Annotated in this window: 18 protein-coding genes, 2 tRNA genes and 1 pseudogene; 17 read left to right on the top strand and 4 right to left on the bottom strand. The window is 65.5% G+C overall.

The genetic code is table 11. The annotated features are described in order from the left end of the window. Window positions 1–118: 118 nt before the first annotated feature. Window positions 119–442, top strand: a pseudogene (locus tag FK527_RS14595) (transposase); the annotation flags it as partial. A 4-nt stretch (window positions 443–446) separates the two neighbouring features. On the opposite strand, the gene FK527_RS14590 reads toward FK527_RS14595, so the two are convergent. Both FK527_RS14590 and FK527_RS14585 read right to left on the bottom strand, forming a co-directional pair. Beyond that, complete coding sequence (locus FK527_RS14590; RefSeq protein WP_144735285.1) at window positions 447–1,034, bottom strand: peroxidase-related enzyme; 588 nt, start codon at window positions 1,032–1,034, stop codon at window positions 447–449. Window positions 1,035–1,146: 112 nt separating this feature from the next. Further along, a complete protein-coding gene (locus tag FK527_RS14585; protein WP_144735283.1) occupies window positions 1,147–1,701 on the bottom strand; it encodes a LuxR C-terminal-related transcriptional regulator in 555 nt (184 codons plus the stop codon). A 73-nt stretch (window positions 1,702–1,774) separates the two neighbouring features. On the opposite strand from FK527_RS14585, the gene FK527_RS14580 reads away from it, so the two are divergent. After that, window positions 1,775–2,476, top strand: a complete 702-nt coding sequence (locus FK527_RS14580; RefSeq protein ID WP_144735281.1) for a CoA transferase subunit A — start codon at window positions 1,775–1,777, stop codon at window positions 2,474–2,476. Between the two features lie 11 nt (window positions 2,477–2,487). Next, entirely contained in the window at window positions 2,488–3,129 is a 642-nt protein-coding gene (locus FK527_RS14575; protein WP_144735279.1) for a CoA transferase subunit B, read from the top strand. A 39-nt stretch (window positions 3,130–3,168) separates the two neighbouring features. On the opposite strand, the gene asd is transcribed toward FK527_RS14575, so the two are convergent. After that, window positions 3,169–4,029 carry an archaetidylserine decarboxylase gene (gene asd, locus FK527_RS14570; protein ID WP_144735277.1) on the bottom strand — a complete coding sequence of 287 codons (861 nt, stop codon included), beginning with the start codon at window positions 4,027–4,029 and terminating at the stop codon, window positions 3,169–3,171. Window positions 4,030–4,390: 361 nt separating this feature from the next. Here asd and infA point away from each other — a divergent pair, with 361 nt between their 5' ends. The 14 genes from infA (at window position 4,391) to FK527_RS17710 (ending at window position 15,747) form a co-directional block, all read left to right on the top strand. Further along, window positions 4,391–4,654, top strand: coding sequence for a translation initiation factor IF-1 (infA, locus tag FK527_RS14565; protein ID WP_144735293.1), 264 nt, complete (start codon window positions 4,391–4,393; stop codon window positions 4,652–4,654). A 60-nt stretch (window positions 4,655–4,714) separates the two neighbouring features. Then, window positions 4,715–4,791, top strand: a tRNA-Pro gene (locus FK527_RS14560). Between the two features lie 349 nt (window positions 4,792–5,140). Further along, window positions 5,141–6,355, top strand: coding sequence for a tyrosine-type recombinase/integrase (locus tag FK527_RS14555; protein ID WP_144735275.1), 1,215 nt, complete (start codon window positions 5,141–5,143; stop codon window positions 6,353–6,355). 582 nt (window positions 6,356–6,937) lie between these two features. Next, window positions 6,938–7,558, top strand: a complete 621-nt coding sequence (locus FK527_RS14550) for a DNA-binding protein (RefSeq protein WP_144735273.1) — start codon at window positions 6,938–6,940, stop codon at window positions 7,556–7,558. A gap of 32 nt (window positions 7,559–7,590) precedes the next feature. After that, the gene (locus tag FK527_RS14545) at window positions 7,591–7,788 is read left to right on the top strand and encodes a hypothetical protein (protein ID WP_144735271.1); all 198 of its coding nucleotides are present in this window, start codon (window positions 7,591–7,593) and stop codon (window positions 7,786–7,788) included. A gap of 274 nt (window positions 7,789–8,062) precedes the next feature. Continuing rightward, window positions 8,063–8,398: a HigA family addiction module antitoxin gene (locus FK527_RS14540; protein ID WP_144735269.1), complete on the top strand. Its 336-nt coding sequence runs from the start codon at window positions 8,063–8,065 to the stop codon at window positions 8,396–8,398. A 64-nt stretch (window positions 8,399–8,462) separates the two neighbouring features. After that, window positions 8,463–8,855 carry a hypothetical protein gene (locus FK527_RS14535; RefSeq protein ID WP_144735268.1) on the top strand — a complete coding sequence of 131 codons (393 nt, stop codon included), beginning with the start codon at window positions 8,463–8,465 and terminating at the stop codon, window positions 8,853–8,855. Between the two features lie 521 nt (window positions 8,856–9,376). After that, the gene (locus FK527_RS14530) at window positions 9,377–9,655 is read left to right on the top strand and encodes a hypothetical protein (protein WP_144735266.1); all 279 of its coding nucleotides are present in this window, start codon (window positions 9,377–9,379) and stop codon (window positions 9,653–9,655) included. A 27-nt stretch (window positions 9,656–9,682) separates the two neighbouring features. Further along, window positions 9,683–9,997, top strand: coding sequence for a hypothetical protein (locus tag FK527_RS14525; RefSeq protein ID WP_144735264.1), 315 nt, complete (start codon window positions 9,683–9,685; stop codon window positions 9,995–9,997). A gap of 41 nt (window positions 9,998–10,038) precedes the next feature. Next, entirely contained in the window at window positions 10,039–10,962 is a 924-nt protein-coding gene (locus FK527_RS14520) for a hypothetical protein (protein WP_144735262.1), read from the top strand. Window positions 10,963–11,190: 228 nt separating this feature from the next. Next, the gene (locus tag FK527_RS14515; RefSeq protein ID WP_222116163.1) at window positions 11,191–11,412 is read left to right on the top strand and encodes a helix-turn-helix transcriptional regulator; all 222 of its coding nucleotides are present in this window, start codon (window positions 11,191–11,193) and stop codon (window positions 11,410–11,412) included. Continuing rightward, window positions 11,409–11,690 carry a hypothetical protein gene (locus tag FK527_RS14510; protein WP_144735260.1) on the top strand — a complete coding sequence of 94 codons (282 nt, stop codon included), beginning with the start codon at window positions 11,409–11,411 and terminating at the stop codon, window positions 11,688–11,690. Before FK527_RS14515 ends, FK527_RS14510 begins: the two co-directional genes overlap by 4 nt. A gap of 15 nt (window positions 11,691–11,705) precedes the next feature. Further along, window positions 11,706–14,609: a DUF927 domain-containing protein gene (locus FK527_RS14505; RefSeq protein ID WP_144735258.1), complete on the top strand. Its 2,904-nt coding sequence runs from the start codon at window positions 11,706–11,708 to the stop codon at window positions 14,607–14,609. Between the two features lie 1,009 nt (window positions 14,610–15,618). Next, entirely contained in the window at window positions 15,619–15,747 is a 129-nt protein-coding gene (locus FK527_RS17710; RefSeq protein WP_281287835.1) for a hypothetical protein, read from the top strand. Window positions 15,748–16,506: 759 nt separating this feature from the next. On the opposite strand, the gene FK527_RS14500 is transcribed toward FK527_RS17710, so the two are convergent. Beyond that, window positions 16,507–16,591: transfer RNA gene (locus FK527_RS14500), tRNA-Leu, on the bottom strand. Between the last annotated feature and the right edge of the window lie 2 nt (window positions 16,592–16,593).

Here is a 16,593-nt window from a genome sequence, read left to right as displayed (position 1 = left end):
CGATCATCATGGTGTACGGGCTCCTTTGCTGGCTTGCTCATGTTCCTCAATCAGGGCTTGCAAAACGGCACGAGCCATGAACAGGGGGTAGCGGCGGGAGTCTATACAATCGTCAGGGATGCGACACCTGATCAAGGACGCGGGCAAGAAAGTGTTCCTGATTCTGGACAACTTGCGGGTTCATCACAGCAAGCCAGTCAAGGCGTGGGTGACAGAGCACAAAGAAAAGATCGAGCTGTTCTATCTGCCCAGCTATAGCCCCGAACTCAACCCGGAGGAAAGACTCACTGCAGACCTCAAGCAGGCGATGGGCAAACGTGTGCTCGTCAGGACCAAGGCCAAGTTACGCGATGCGGCCAATGAGCACATGGCGATGCTGCAGCAAAACCCCGAGCGTGTGATGAGCTACTTCCAGGACCCCGGCGTACGGTATCCCGATTAAAACTTTATGGGGCCGGAGCAATAGCGCGTGGCACTCTGCCCATCAGGTAGAACTCGGGGTTGGGCTGCAGGCCGGTAAAGTTGGCCATGCGGTTTGACAAGCCGAAAAAGGCCGTGATGGCGGCAATGTCCCAGATGTCCTCGTCGTCAAAGCCATGCGTGTGCAGGGCGGCAAAATCGGCTTCTTCGATCGCCTGTGCACGCTGGCAGACTTTCATCGCAAAGTCCAGCATGGCGCGCTGGCGCGGCGTGATGTCGGCTTTGCGGTAATTCACGGCGAGTTGATCCGCGAGCATTGGCTTTTTCTCATAGATGCGCAAAATCGCTCCATGCGCGACCACGCAGTAAAGGCATTGATTGGCAGCGCTCGTCGCGGTGACGATCATTTCGCGCTCGCCTTTGCTCAGGTTGCCGCCCTCCTTGAGCATCAAGGCATCGTGAAAGGCAAAAAAGGCGCGCCACTCGGCCGGTCGGCGCGCAAATGCCAGAAACACGTGGGGGATGAAGCCGGTTTTTTCCTGCACTTCGAGGATGCGGCTGCGGATGTCCTGCGGCAGGGTGTCGAGGTCGGGGATGGGGTAACGGGGGGTCATGGCACTGTCTCCAGCATGCGATTGTCTTGGCTGATGATACGCGGCAGCCCTATGGTTGGCAGTTAGCAGCCGTTTTCCGCAGTGCCTGAACCGGGCTTGCGCAGCGCCCGCATCAAGTTCCCGCCAGCAGTTTGTGTACGAGATCAGCGGCCGTGGACGCGCCGTATTTGCGCATGAGGCGGGCGCGGTAGATTTCCACCGTGCGGTGGCTGATGCCCAGTGCCTTGCCGATCTCCTTGGATGTGAGCCCTTCGAGCAGGCGGGCCGCGACTTCGCGCTCGCGGCCTGTGAGCTGGGCGTGCACAGGGCGCTGTGCGCTCAGGTCTTCAAAGCTCCAGATGCCCGATTCGTGCGGCGCGGCGCGGTTGAGCGCGCGGCCAGCCACGTGGCACCAGAACAATTCGCCGCTGGCACGCTTCATGATGCGGTCGTCGGCGTAGTGGCCCCTGGCGTTCAAGATCGGCGCCATGCGCGCACCTTGGCGTTCGTATTCGTCGGCGCTGGGGTAGAGCACCTGAAAAGACTGGCCGATCAAGACTTCGCGCGAGGCGCCAAACATCTCGCACACCAGGCGGTTGCAGTCCACCATGGTGCGGTTGCGCGAGAGCACCAGACCCACGGGCGCCATCTCGAAGGCCAATCGATAATCGGGGCTCGGGTCATTCATGGGATTTTCTCTACGGAGTACTACTTATAAAAATACGTAGTATCTTCGAATTCCCTTATGTAAGGAGGTAATGGTGAACAAAGTGTTTCCTTCCGCTGCCGAAGCCTTGCGCGGCGTGGTGGCCGATGGCCAGACGCTCGCTGTGGGCGGCTTTGGCTTGTGCGGCATTCCCGAGGCCCTGATCGACGCGCTGCGCGATTCGGGCGTGAAGAACCTCACGGTGATTTCGAACAACGCCGGGGTCGATGGTTTCGGTTTGGGCAAACTGCTCGAGACGCGCCAGATCAAGAAAATGATCTCGTCCTACGTGGGCGAAAACAAGGAATTCGAGCGCCAATACCTTGCGGGCGAGCTCGAACTTGAATTCACACCACAGGGCACGCTCGCAGAAAAGCTGCGTGCGGGCGGCGCAGGCATCCCGGCGTTTTTCACGAAGACCGGCGTGGGTACGCTCGTAGCCGAGGGCAAGGAACTGCGCGAGTTCGATGGCGAGACTTACGTCATGGAACGCTCGCTCGTGCCCGACGTGGCATTGGTCAAGGCCGACATTGCCGACCGTGCGGGCAATCTGCGCTTTCACCTGACGGCGCGCAATTTCAACCCGGCCGCAGCCATGGCCGGAAAAATCTGCATCGTTGAAGTCGAGCGTGTGGTGTCCACGGGCGAGCTGGCCCCCGACGACATCCACTTGCCGGGTATTTACGTGCACCGCATCGTGCACAACCCCACGCCCGAAAAACGCATCGAAAAACTCACCACGCGCAACCGCAAGTAAAGGAGATCGTCATGCCCTGGAACCATGACCAAATGGCTGCGCGCGCAGCGCAGGAATTGCAAGACGGCTTTTATGTCAACCTTGGCATTGGCATCCCCACCTTGGTGGCCAACCATGTGCCCAACCACGTCGAAGTGTGGCTGCAAAGCGAAAACGGCATGCTCGGCATAGGGCCCTTTCCCTATGAAGACGAGGTCGATCCCGACCTGATCAACGCGGGCAAGCAGACCGTGACGACGATCAAGGGCTCGTCGATTTTCAGCAGCGACCAGTCGTTCGCGATGATCCGCGGCGGCAAGATCAATCTGTCCATCCTGGGCGCCATGCAGGTCAGCGAGAAGGGTGATCTGGCCAACTGGATGATCCCCGGAAAGATGGTCAAGGGCATGGGCGGCGCCATGGACTTGGTGGCCGGTGTGCCGCGCGTGATCGTGCTCATGGAGCACGTGGCGCGCCGCAAGGATGGCGGCGAGGACTTGAAAATCCTGCCGCAGTGCACGCTGCCGCTCACGGGCGTGGGCGTGGTCGATCGCATCATCACCGACTTGGGCGTGCTCGACGTCACGCCGCAGGGGCTCAAGCTCGTCGAACTCGCACCGGGCGTGACCATGGACACGCTGCGCGCCAAGACAGGTGTGCCAGTGATCGCCTGAGCGATGGGCGAAGCCGGCGTGCAGCGGCCCGGGGTGGACTCAGCTTGCCGAATACGACGCCATGGCTTCGCCGAGCCGCACACCCTGGCCGGCTTGCCAGCGCGCCGCGAAGCGCAGTGTCTGCCCGACTTTGCGTGGCAGCAACAACACCACGGTCGAGCCGAGCTGAAAACGGCCCATCTCCTGCCCTTGCTCCAGACGAACCTCACCCGCGCCGTAATCCCAGCGGCGCACCACGCCGGGGCGTGGCGGATTCACCTGCCCATGCCACACCGTGGCCATGCTGCCGACGATGGTCGCGCCCACGAGTACGAGCACGAAGGGGCCGTGGCTGGAGTCGAACACGCAGACCACGCGCTCGTTGCGTGCAAAAAGCCCGGGGATGCCGCGTGCCGTGGCCGGGTTGACTGAAAACAGCGCGCCCGGCACATGCACCATGCGCTGGAGCTCGCCGGCGCAGGGCATGTGGATGCGGTGGTAGTCGCGCGGGCTCAGGTACAGCGTGGCAAAGTGGCCCTGCGCGAACTGCGCCGCAAGCGCGGCATCGCCGCCGAGCAAGGCCGTTGCGCTGTACGCATGGCCTTTGGCCTGGAATATCTGCCCCGCTTCGATCGCGCCAAACTGGCTGATCGCACCATCGACCGGGCAGATCCAGTCGGCTGTGGCCAAAGGGCGCGCATCGGCGCGCAAAGCGCGCGTGAAGAACTCATTGAAGCTCGCGTAGCTTGCAATGTCGGGCTGCGCCGCCTCGGCCATGTCCACCTGGTAGCGCTCGACGAAGCGGCGGATGGCAAATTGCGTCACTGCCCCCCATCGGGCACTGGCAAAGCGACCGGCCAGCACCGTGAGGGCCTGCTTGGGCAAAAAATATTGCAGGGCGACAAACAGGCGGTCGTGCAAGGGGCATGCCTCGAAAAAAAACGCATTGTAGGCGCCGCAGCAAACCTGCCGCGCAATGGAATACAAAGGAGAACACCCATCCCGGCGCGGCTCGCGCTACAATGGTCAGCTTGTGCACAGCGCGCGACGCCTGTCCATAAAGGGCCACAAACGGCGAGACCACATGGCCTTGCCGCCCGATCTCAACGGGTATTGGGGGCCGCTAGGGGCCGCAACTGTGGCGTACCCATCAGGGGCAAAGACCTGTGCCGGGGTCTTGCAACAGTCCGTCTCCGTCCACATCCTGTTTGCCGCGCCCAAGTGGCAGTTGTTGTATGTGCTGGCGCAATCAACGCAAAATATTTGTCGAAAACCAAAAAACATGGCCAAAGAAGAACTGATCGAAATGCAGGGCGTCGTTACCGAAGTGCTGCCGGATTCGCGCTTTCGGGTGACGCTCGACAACGGTCACCAGCTGATTGCCTATACCGGGGGCAAGATGCGCAAGCACCATATCCGCATTCTGGCGGGGGATCGGGTTTCGCTCGAAATGTCGCCTTACGACTTGACCAAGGGCCGCATCACCTTCCGCCATCTGCCCGGACGTGGGCCGGCACCTGGTGGAGCGTCGGGATCGGGCCGTTGAACAAAAGACTGCGCTTGCCGGCTCGGAAGGCCCATTTTGCGCGGTAAAATTGTAGTTTGTCGGAGCGTAGCGCAGCCTGGTAGCGCATCTGCTTTGGGAGCAGAGGGTCGCGAGTTCGAATCCCGCCGCTCCGACCAATGTTTGAAGGGGCTTGTGGCGTGCGCTGCAAGCCCTTTTTGGTTTGGGACTTGCCGTTTGCGCTATTTTTGCGCACATGGCGCATTTGGAATTCTGGGGCGCCGTACCATGCATGCACCAAATGCTGACGAAATGTGCGCTGCGGCAGGCAACAAAAAAGCCTGCAATCGCTTGGTATTGCAGGCTTGTTCGCAGGCTTGTCTGTGGACCGCGCAAGAGTCTTTGATTGGTGCCAGGAGAGGATTCGAACCTCTCGCCTAAGTCATTGAAAAGCCTTGATTTTTTTCTTGAGCGTTCCGAAAATGCCCCCAAAAATGCCCCCACATTCGTTTCGGTACCCTGCTCAAAATGACCCTTACCGATGCCAAGCTGCGCACCCTCACCAAACCCGGAAAGCATTTTGATGGCGCCGGGCTGTATGTCGAAGTCACCGCCGCCGGCCGGCGATATTGGCGCCTGAAATACCGCTTCGCCGGCAAGGAAAAGCGCCTTGCCCTTGGGATATACCCCGAAACGTCCCTGAGCCAAGCCCGCGACCTTGCCGCCCAGGCCCGGCAGGCGCTCAAAAATGGCGAAGACCCCGGCGCCCTGCGCAAGGCCGCAAAGATGAAGGCCCGGCACGAATCCGCGAACACGCTGCGCGCCGTGGCGCTCGATTGGATGGCGCACCAAAAGGCCCGATGGGATGAAGGCACCGCTGGGCGCATCCTGCGCTCTTTGGAGCTGCACGCCTTCCCCAAGCTGGGCAATCGACCGCTCGAAACAATCACCCCCGCGGAGCTGCGCCGCACCGCCCAGGCTGTAGAGGCGGCCGGCGCGGGCGATATGGCCGGGCGCGTGCTTCAGCGCCTGAAGGCGATTTTTCGATGGGCAGCGACGCATGGCCGGCTTGCCAGCAATCCCATGGTTGACCTTGTGCCGGCCGAAGTGCTGAAGCCCCGCAACGTCACAAACCGCGCCGCCCTGCCCGAGCGCGACTTGCCCGAGTTCCTGCGCAAACTCGACGCCTACCAAGGCGACCCCTCCACCATCGGCGCCATGCGCTTGCTGCTTTTGACCGCCACGCGACCCGGCGAAGTGCGCTTTGCCCGTTGGGCTGAGTTTGACCTTGATGAAGCCCTTTGGATCATCCCCGCCGAGCGCATGAAAATGCGCGCAGAGCACCGCATCCCCCTATCGCGGCAGGCGCTCGAAGTGCTGCGCGCCATGCAACCGCTATCAGCCGGCCGCGAGCTGGTTTTTCCCAGCCCGCAGGCCCCGCGCAAGCCCATCAGCGAAAACACCTTGAATCTGATGCTGCGCCGCATGGGTTTTGGCGACGTTGCCACGGCGCACGGCTTTCGGGCGCTGTTTTCCACCATGGCAAACGAAGCCGCCTGGCCTGCCGATGTAATCGAGCGCGCCCTTGCCCACGTCCCAGGAAACAAAGTGCGCGCCGCCTATAACCGCGCCGCGTACATGACAGAGCGCGCCCGCCTGCTGCAATGGTGGGCAGACACCCTAGACCAAAAGCGCGAAGGGTCGAACGTGCTGCCCTTGCCCGCGCGCACCGCCAAAGCCTGAACGCAGCCCCGCAGCCCACCCAGCAAGCCGCCCAGCAAGGCGGCTTTTTTGCGCCCGCAAGAAAAATCATGCGACCTTGGCATCATTTTTTGCTGGGGACGTGGGGACACACCCACCAAAAAGAGCACAAAAACACGAAAGCATGCGGGTTTGCGGGCAGTTTGGCTAGTGGGGACAAAATGGGGACAAAGTGGGGACAGAATGGGGACGTTTTTATATAGTGAGAATGAAAAAATCTCTCTTTCTCTTCTATAGATAGCGCTCCCCGCTCATTTTTTGCCGCGCCCTGCCGCTTTCCCTTGGGAAAACCCCTCAGCGCCCGCCGCCTGCCGCCCGCCGCCCGCCTGCCTGCCGCCTGCCTGCCGCCGCCTGCCGCACTGCCGCCCTTTGAATCGACGCCCGGCCCTGGCGCCCGCGGCTTGCCGGCCCGCCCCAGTGCACCGCGCCGCCCGCGCCGTGCCGCGCCACCATGCCCAGCCGCCCGAATCCGTGCCAGCGCCGCGCGCCGGGTTTGTAGCGAATCGGAGAATGTAGCGATACAATACTACGCACTACAAACTACACGCTACAGAAAGGCAAAAAATGACCGTCACCAAAGCCCGAATTTTTGAAGTGGCCGATGCCCTTGCCGCCGCCGGCCAAAAGCCCACCCTTGCCGCCGTGCGCCGCGAGCTGGGAGGCGGCAGCTTCTCCACGATCCAAGAGGCAATGGCCGAATGGCGCAGCCGCGCAACGCCCGCCGAAGCGCCGCCCGAACCCGTGCCCGCAGCCATTGCCGAGCGCGCGCAAGGGCTTGCCGCCGCGCTTTGGGCGGCCGCGCTCGAAGATGCCGGCGCCCGCATGCAAGCCGAGCGCGCCGCCCTTGCCGCAGAGCGCGCCGCCACCGAGGCCGCCCGCGCTGAAGCCGCAGCCGCAGCCGACGCCATGGCCGCCGAACTCGACCAAGCCCGCGCGCACATTGCCGAGCTGCAAGCCGCCGTGCAGGCCGCGCAGGCCCAGGCCCACGAGCTGCGCGCCGCCCTTGCCGCCACCACGGAAAAAGCGCAAGCCGCACAAGCCCGCGCCGATGCCTTGCTTGCCGAGCGCGACGCCGCCACCGCCCAAGCCGCGCAGGCCCGCGAGCAAGCCGCCACACTGCAAGGCCGCCTGCAAGCCGCCACCGAACAAAGCGCCGCCCTGCTGGCCCGGCTTGCGCCACACTGAAAAACCCCACCACCCCAGAAAGGAGCCGTCCCATGGAACCCCAGCTTTCACCCAAAGCCCAAGCGCTTGCTCTGCGCATCGCTCGCGAACAAGGCGACGCAGACCCAGACCTGAGCGACTGGCTCGCAAACCGCACCTACCCGTTAGAGCTGCTCGAGGCCGCCGCGCGCGGCGACGTTCAGGCGCTCGCCGCGGTGCGAGCCGAGGCAGGGCTTCCGGTTTTTTCATGAGGGCAACCCGCGCCAGCGCCCACGCCCACCCCTGCGCCTGCGCCTGCGCCTGCGGCCGGGCAGGGTAGGGCAGGGCAGGGCAGGGCGCCCGCACCCCCTTTCCTTGGAAAACCACCCCGCACCCTGGCGCACGCGCGCGCGAAAAGGGTTTCCCGCCGCGCGCGCCCTACCGGCGCCGGGCAAACGCACAAAGCTCAAACTTCCATGCGGCGCCGGCTACTGGCGCACGGCCGGCAATGTGCGCGGCGAAACGTTACGCGCTACACTGCGCCCCATGGCCCGCACGCCCAAACCCCCACACCCCGGCGAAGTGCTGCGCGAATGCCTGCCCGAAGGCTTCACCGTCACCCAGGCCGCGGCAGCGCTGCACGTTGCGCGCGCCACCCTCAGCAAGGTTTTGAACGGCCGCGCCGCCGTATCTGCGCCCATGGCCTTGCGCCTGGCGCAATGGCTGGGCACGTCCCCCGATGTTTGGATGGGCATGCAAAGCCAATTCGACCTATGGCGCGCATCAAAGCGCCGCCTGCCCGCCATCGAACCCCTTTCCCAGCCCGCCGCGCCGGCCACCGCACCGACCACGCCTGACCGCGCGCCCACCGCCGCGCCATGAGCCCACCAGGCGCCGCCGCGCCGCGCCCACCGCCCGCCCGCAGGCCAAACCGCAGAGCATCCCCATGACCATCGAAGCCCTTGCCATCGAAAAAGTCTCAAGCCGCTTCGGCGCGCCCCACGGCCGCCCCGAAGAGCCTTTGCGCAATGAGCCGCGCAGCGTGCACCTTTTTCGCGTGCCGCTCGATTCTGGCGGGTACGACCAAGGCGGCGCCTACTGGGGGCACGGCACCCCGATCTACTGCTTTGCGCAGCCACCCGAGCAAGGCCAGCCCTGCCCCCGAAAATTCGTGCGCGCGCATTCGCGAATCGAGGCATGCCTTGAGGCCGAAATGCCCGCCGCCCTGCTGCTGCGCCCGCCCACCGCCGAAGCAAAAGCCCTGGCCCAAAAAGCCGACGCCCAAACCGTGCAACGCCTGCGCGAACTCGGATTCCTTGGGGACAAGCCCACCCCCTGAAAGCGGCGCCGCAACCCCCAGCGCCACCACCCAGGCGCCACCCCTGAACCGCAGCCCGCAAGCCGCGCCAGCACCACCAGGCCGCGCCAGCACCACCAGGCCGCGCCAGCACCACCAGGCCGCGCCAGCACCACCAGGCCGCGCCAGCGCCCGCAGGCCGCGCGCACGCCGGCACCGCGCCCATGGGCACACTGCACCGCGCCCCGCAGGCACCCGCACCCAGGCGCTTGACGCGCAGCGCACAAGCCGCCACAATCGCGCCCGGCCCCACAAAAGGGGCTGGTGCTTCAAAACACCCAAGGAAAGCAGCGGAGCAAGCCCCCCGATAGTGGGCTTTCGTCACGTCTGGACACTGCCGCGCAGCCGCCGCAAGGGCTGCCGGCGCACAGTTTGGGCGGGATGGGGCGCACCGCAAGGCCGCCCGCACGCCCTGCTTGCGTGTTTTGAACATCCCGCCCACCCGCAACCGGCTTCAAAACCGGCGAAGGTGGCTTTCAGTTCGAAGCAGGAGAATTTGAACCATGGCAACCGCCACCACCCCCACGGGCGCCGCGCCCCGCACCCTGGCACGCGCAAACCGCGCCGCCGCCCCGCTTGACCCCGTGCAGCGCTTCGGCGCCATTCAAAACGCGCTTGCCGCCGCGCTCTATTTCGTGCGCCAGCCCTGCGCCGGTCACGCCGAGCAAGGCGCGAATTTATGGGCCGCCACCGCACGCGCAAACCGCGCTTTAACGCTGCTCAAAGCCGCAAGCGCCGCCCATGCCGCGGCCGCCACCCCCGGCAATGACGGGAGGGCCTGAGCCATGAGCGAAAACCCCCCTCAGGCCATGCCTGCCGCCACGGCCGGCGCCATAACCCCCGCTTCTTTGGAGGGCCTCGAGATCATCGCAATCGACGCCCTCCAAGGCATCGAAGCCATGGCAGACATTGCCGCCCGCGAGTGCGACCGCGGCCGCGGCAGGGTCAATGCCCGGCTTGTGGTGCGCATGCTGGGCGAAATTGCCTTTCGCGCAAACGAGGCCATCAACGCCCTTCAGCCGGCAGAGCTTGCGCCACCGCTGGCCCAAGCCACCCTGCGCGCCGCAAGCCGCGCCGTCGCGTTGAAGGCCGCTTTCGACGCGGAGGGCGCCCTCGACGCTTGACCCGCACCCGGAACGAAGGCCCGCAACCCTCAGCCGCCCCCATGCCAGCCAAAAAGCCCCCCGCCACGCCCAGCGCACCCGCACCCGCGCCCGCCGCATGGCGGGCAGAATCCTCCGGCCTGCACATGCGCAGCGCCCCAGGTGCGGCCGGGCGCCTTGTGCTCCTCGCGGACGTGGTGCATTGGCTCGCTCAAACCCGCGAATTACCCCTCTCCGCCGCCGTGCAGAGCGTGGCCCACACGCTCGAAACGCAGGGCGCCAAACTGCCGCTTTTCCGGGCGCAGCCGGGCGACTACGCCCAGCCCTGCACAAGTGGAAACGTGCTGGGCTCGTGCCGCCTGATCCAAAAGGCCCAAACCGTGCTGCGCCGCCCGAGCTGGGCGAGCGATTGGCAAGGCGACCGCCCGGCCGTGCCCGTGCCCGTGCCTGAAAAGTGGGCCACCCCCACGCCACCAGGCCCCGAGTCGGCAGCCCAAAAGGCCGCCCGGTTCATCTTGGAAAACTGGCCCCGCACCGTGCACGCGCGCCCACCAGGCGCCGCGCCCGGCGCGCCCGCGCAAGCGCAGCCGTTCATGGGCGGCCCAAGCGACAAGGCCGCCGCGCTTTGCGTGCGACTGAGCGATGCCGTTGCGTTTTGGGGATACAGCATGGCCGCAGAGCTAGCCCCGGAAATTCGAACCTTTGCCGACTTGATCGCGCACCGCAAAGCAAACCCGCGGGCGCCGTGGGAGCCGGCGCACCGGGCGATTCTCGCGGCCGAAGTCCAGGCCCGAGGCGGGCGCGGCGCGGCTGGGGTTGCGGCTGGGGTTGCGGCAGAGTTGGGAATTGAGCCGGCGCGGCTGAACAAGGTTTTGTCCAGCGGCGACCAAGCCGGCGATGAAGGCCCCACCCATACCGAGCGCCGCCCGGCGCCCGGCAGGGTTGAAAACGCCTTCGAGTCCGTCTTGCGCAAACGCCGCTACTGACCGCCCAGCCCGCGCGCCCATGGCGCAGGCATGGCGCAGGCACGGCGCCGCCGCTTTCGTTCCGATAGCACAAAGCCAAGCATTCAAGCGCGCTTCAAGCCATGAAACGCCCGCGGAAAGCTGCGCCTTCACGGCGCCATGGCGTGAGTTTCAAAGTTCCAACCGGGCGCAAACGAACCATCGTGAGCGCGCCCGGAACTCAACGAACTTTTGAAGGAAACCCGCACCATGATGCTTGTCCATTCCACCGCCCCCGTGCAGCCGCGCGAGCGCTTGCTTCGCCTGCCGCAGGTAGAAGCCCTCACCGGGCTGAAAAAGTCCTCGATCTACGCCATGACGCGCGCCGGAACATTCCCGCGGCAGGTGCGCCTATCGCAGCGCTGCGCCGCGTGGCCGGAATCGGCCGTGCTTGCTTGGGTCAACGCCAAAGTCGCGGAGGCCCAGCAATGAACGCCGCCCGCGAACTCCAAACCCTCACCGAAGCGCTCGCCGCCGCCCTTGGGCGCCGCCTTACCGAGCACGACGGGCAGCTTGTTTCGGCCGCCGCCACGCTCGAAGTCGCGCGCCAGCTCGCTGAGATAGCCGCCGCTTTGCGCACCGAGCTTGGAGGGATTTTCGAGGCCCTGGCGCCGCTGCCTTCCGCTCTGCGCGACCTGACCGCCGCCGGCGAAAACATTGCCGACGCCACCGCGAAAGCCCGCGAGTCGCTCGATTCAACAAACTTTTGAAAGCCGGACAAGTGCATGCAAAACCGCGTATCAACCGAAACGATCCGGCGCGCCTTGACGCACATCCCCGCGGGCCTGCCGCGCGAAGAATGGGCGCGCCTGGCGATGGCGATCAAGGCCGAATTTCCCGACGAAACCGGCTACGAAATTTTCGACGCTTGGAGCCAAACCGACGCCGAAGGTTATGACCCCAGGGCCACCCGCGCGACCTGGCGCAGTGTCAAGGCCAGCGGGGGAATTGGCATTGGAACGTTGTTTCACGAAGCGCAAAAGCATGGTTTCATGCCAACCGCCGAAGAGCGCCGCGCCGCGCCCCCGCTGGATCACGCGGCGCTTGCGCGACAGCGCGCCGAGCGCGAAGCCGCGGAGCGCGCCGCGTCCGAAGCCCAGGAAGCGGCCCAAGCGGCCGCAGCCGAGCGCGCCCGCGAGCTTTGGGATTCTGCCGACGAATCCGCGGCCGAAAATCACCCCTACGTCAAAAAAAAGGGCGTTCGCCCCTACGGCGCCCGCGTTGACGCGGAAACGGGCGAGCTGCTGATTCCCTTGCGCGATGCCGATGGCGCGCTATGGAACTTGCAGCGCATCCTGCCGCAAAAGCCCGATTCCGGCCCCGACAAGTTTTTCCTGAAAGGCGGCAAAGTCGCTGGCCTTTGGTGCATGCTAGGCGACCCAACGGGCGCGCCCGTGATTTTGCTCGCGGAGGGCTTCGCGACGGCCGCAAGCATTCACGAGGCCACCGGCCGGCCCGTGGCCGTTGCTTTCAATTGCGCGAATCTCAAAAAAACCGCCCTTGCCTTGCGCCAAAGTTTCCCGGCCGCAATCATTGGCGTTTGTGGCGACGATGATCGCCAAACCGAGTTGCGCAGCGGCCGAAACCCCGGCGCCCAAGCCGCCGCCACCGCCGCCGCGCGCGTGCGAGGCTTCAGCGTTCTACCCGCCGGGCTTGCCGCCGGCCAAACCGATTTCAACGACCTGCACGCCGCCCGCGGCCTTGATGCCGTGCGCGCGCAAATTGAGGCCGCCCTTGAGCGCTTCGAGGTTGCCCGCGCCGCCCCGCGCGCAGCCCTGGCTCCACCCGCAGCACCCGACGCCGAAGCGCCGCCCGAGTCCACAGAGCCGCCCGCGTTTGATCCGTTTTTCGTTGATGAAAAAGGCGTTTACTACCAAGGGCGCGACCGCGACGGAAACCCCACCAAGCCCCTTTGGGTTTGCGGCTCGCTATTCGTGTGCGCCCGCTCGCGCGCCCTGGACGGCTCCGGCTGGGGCTTTTTGCTGAGTTTTGCCGATGGCGAAGGCCGACCCCGCGAATGGGCGGCCCCGGCCCGCATGCTCGCAGGCGATGGCGCGGAGTTGCGCGCGCGCCTTTTGGATATGGGCTTGTCAATTTCCACAAGCCCCGCCGCACGCGCAAAATTGGCCGAATACATCCAAACCCGCCGGCCTGCCGAACTCGCCACCAGCACCGAGCGCTGCGGATGGCATCCATCGGGCGAATCCGGCGCCGTTTTCGTGTTGCCCCGGCGCACGATATGCGCGCCCGACGCGCCCGGCGAGCGCGTGATTTTTCAGTCGGACGCAGGCACCGAAAGCAATTTCAAGCAACGCGGCGACGTGGCCGCCTGGCGCGAGCGCGTGGGCGCGCTTTGCCGAGGCAATTCGCGCTTAACCTTCGCCGTGTCCGCCGCCTTCGCCGCCCCCTTGCTGCGGCTTGCCGGCGTTGATAGTGGAGGCGTTCACGTTCGCGGCGATTCGAGCTGCGGCAAAACGACCGCGCTGCGCGTGGCCGCAAGCGTTTTCGGCCCACCCGCCTACCTGCAACGCTGGCGCGCCACCGCAAACGCTCTCGAATCCATAGCTGCGCAGCATTGCGATTCGCTGCTGATCCTCGACGAACTGGCCCAGGTTGACCCGCGCGAGGCGGGCGAGGCGGCCTACATGCTCGCAAACGAACAATCCAAGGCCCGCGCCACGCGCAACGGAGGCGCGCGCCAGCGCCTGAGCTGGCGTTTGCTGTTCCTGAGCGCGGGCGAAGTGGGGCTTGCCGACCACCTAGCCGAGGCCGGCCGCCGCCCACGCGCAGGGCAAGAAGCGCGCATGGTGACAATCGAAGCCGATGCCGGCGCCGGGCTGGGCCTTTTCGAAGAGTTGCACGGCCGCCCGAGCGCCGCCGCGTTTGCAAACGAACTTCAGCGCGCCGCGGCCGCAAACTATGGCGCCCCAGGGATGGCATGGGTTGAATGGATAGCTTCCCGCTGGGCAGAATTGCGCCGCCCGCTGCTAGAGCGGCTGGCATCGCTCCAAGCCGCGCTCGTGCCCGCTGGCGCGGCCGGGCAGGCGCAGCGCGTGGGCGCCCGCTTTGCGCTCGTGGGCACCGCGGGCGAGCTTGCCACTGAAGCCGGCCTGACCGGCTGGGAGCCGGGCGAGGCCGAAGAGGCGGCCCGCGTTTGCTTCGAAGCGTGGCTTGCGGCACGTGGCGGCGCCGGCAATGCCGAGGTGCAGCAAATTCTGCGGCAAGTGCGGCGCTTTCTCGAGGCGAACGGCGAAGGCCGCTTTGCGTGGTGGCACCGCGCCGCGGACGATCACGCAAGCAAAACCCTCAACCGCGCCGGCTTGCGGCGCATGCTGGGTGAGCATGGGCAGCCCATCAAAAACGATTCGCAGTTTGAAGTCGAATTCGGTGCCCGCATGCCGGCTGCGCTGGGCGAAAGCGTAAGCGTGGAGTATTTCATCCTGCGCGAAGTGTTCACGAACGAGGTTTGCGCGGGCTTCGACCCGCGCGCAGTGGCCGCCGTGCTGCTCGATCATGGTTGCTTGGTGCCCGACAAAGGGCGCCGATACGACTGCAAGCCGCGCTTGCCGGGCATTGGCCTAGCGTGGTGCTACCGCATACCGCCCGCCATCTTCGAGCTAGACCTTTGACGCCGCGCCCGGCCTTGCCCACCATGCGCCGCGGCTTCAGCCCAAACCCTTGCAGAAAAATCCCCCCGCCGCCCGCCCGCCGGTAGGGGCGCGGCACGGGGGAAACCGCCTTCGCGCGCAAGTCCAAAGGCGTGCGCACCAGGTGAAAAAGGTACTTCCCCCCTATCTGGGCTGAGGGTAATTCGACCCCCTTGGGTTTTGTAGATAGTGGTTTTTTCCGGGTACTGACGAATTCGAGCCGCGGCGATAAGTTTTCACTATCGAAACCGCAGCGCCGCACCCCCGCACCCGCGCCAGTGCCAAACCGCCCAGCCCTGCGCCCAGCCCCTGCGCCGCCCGCGTGAATCGAGCGCCGGCCACCAGGCCCGCAGCCTGATCGCGCCGGCCACTACCCATGCGCAGCGCCGGCCTGCCCGTGTCTTTGCTTGGAGAATCCGCCCAGCCTGCGCGCCACCGCGCCGCATGATCCGCCGCACCGGGCAGAGCCGGCCACCAGGCCCGCAGCCATGCCCGCACGGCCCGCGCCTGCCGGATGTTGCGCCACCACACCACGCCGCCCAGCCCTGCGCCCAGGCCCGGCGCCCAGGCCCGGCGCCCAGCCCCGCGCCCAGCCCCGCGCCGCCCGCGTGAATCGAGCGCCTGCCACCATGCCCGCAGCCTGATCGCGCCGGCCCCTACCCATGCGCAGCGCCGGCCCGCCCGCGTCTTTGCTTGGAGAATCCGCCCAGCCCTGCGCGCCACCGCGCCGCATGATCCGCGCGCACCGGGCAGAGCCGGCCACCAGGCCCGCAACCATGCCCGCACGGCCCGGCGCCTGCCGGATGTTGCGCCACCACGCCGCGCCGCCCAGCCCTGCGCCTAGCCCTGCGCCGCCCGCGTGAATCGAGCGCCGGCCGGCAGGTTAGCGCGCACGCAAAGGACGCACGGAACCCCCAAAAATCGCAAAATCGGGAATCGAATCAGAGTGCGGCAAAAACAGGCCGCCGCACCCACCCAAAAGCCCCCGCGCATGACCCCTTCGAGGCCCAAATTCCCGCAGCCCGCGGGCGAAATTTCTGCAAGCGTTTTCGGCCTGCGCGTGGCCGGCGAACCCCAAAAACCCGCGAGCATCATCGCCGCGGCGCCACGGATTCGATGAAAAACGCTTGAAATTCAATGGGTTGCGAAAAAATCGACGCAGCGAAGGGCAAAAATTCACGCCCCAGCGGCGTGCACCAAAAGCGGGATTTTGTCCCCAGTGTCCCCAGTAAAAAACGCTTGTCCCCAAACGCAACTGGGGACAAATTTCGCCTTATAAATCAAAGACTTGCAAGCGTTTTTCGGGTTTGTCCCCAGTGTCCCCAGTTTTTTTTAACGATACCGGGATAAGAAAACAAAAAATTTCTGCAAGCCCTTTCTGCCCGGCCCCGCCGGCCGCATCCGTTGCGGCACCTTTTTCGCCCCAAAAGCGCCGATTTTCTGCACGAGCTGGGGGCATTTTTTTGCCCCCAAAAAGGCCCCAGCGCCGCCCGCCCTGGCGCACCCTGCCCAAGCCCGCTGCGCCCCTTTGACGCCATGCCACGGCCGCCGCTTGCTGCACCAGACAACCGCCGCCCAGCCGCAAGCGCCAGAGCCGGGCGCAGGGCAGGCCCAGGCATCCGGCAGCCGCACCAGGCCGCAGCCCTGCGCACCTAGCCCGCAGACTGCCGCACCGTGCAGCCTTGCGCCGCACCACCGCCCGCGCCTTGGCTGCGCGCGATGCCCCCAAAAAGCACCCGAAAAAAATGCCCCCAAAAATGCCCCCACATTGCGCCGGATGCCCCTATACTTCAGCGGACACACACGGACGCTAAATGATTGATTTTCAAGGGAAAAAGAAAAAAGCCCGCACGTTCTTGGAAGCGTGCGGGCGCTATTTTGGTGCCCAGGAGAGGACTCGAACCTCCACGATGTTACTCGCTAGTACCTGAAACTAGTGCGTCTACCAATTCCGCCACCTGGGCAT

Origin of the sequence: Extensimonas perlucida (genome assembly GCF_007655255.1) — a bacterium.
Classification (GTDB): Bacteria; Pseudomonadota; Gammaproteobacteria; order Burkholderiales; family Burkholderiaceae_C; genus Extensimonas; species Extensimonas perlucida.
This window is presented reverse-complemented; position numbering and strand designations above follow the sequence as displayed.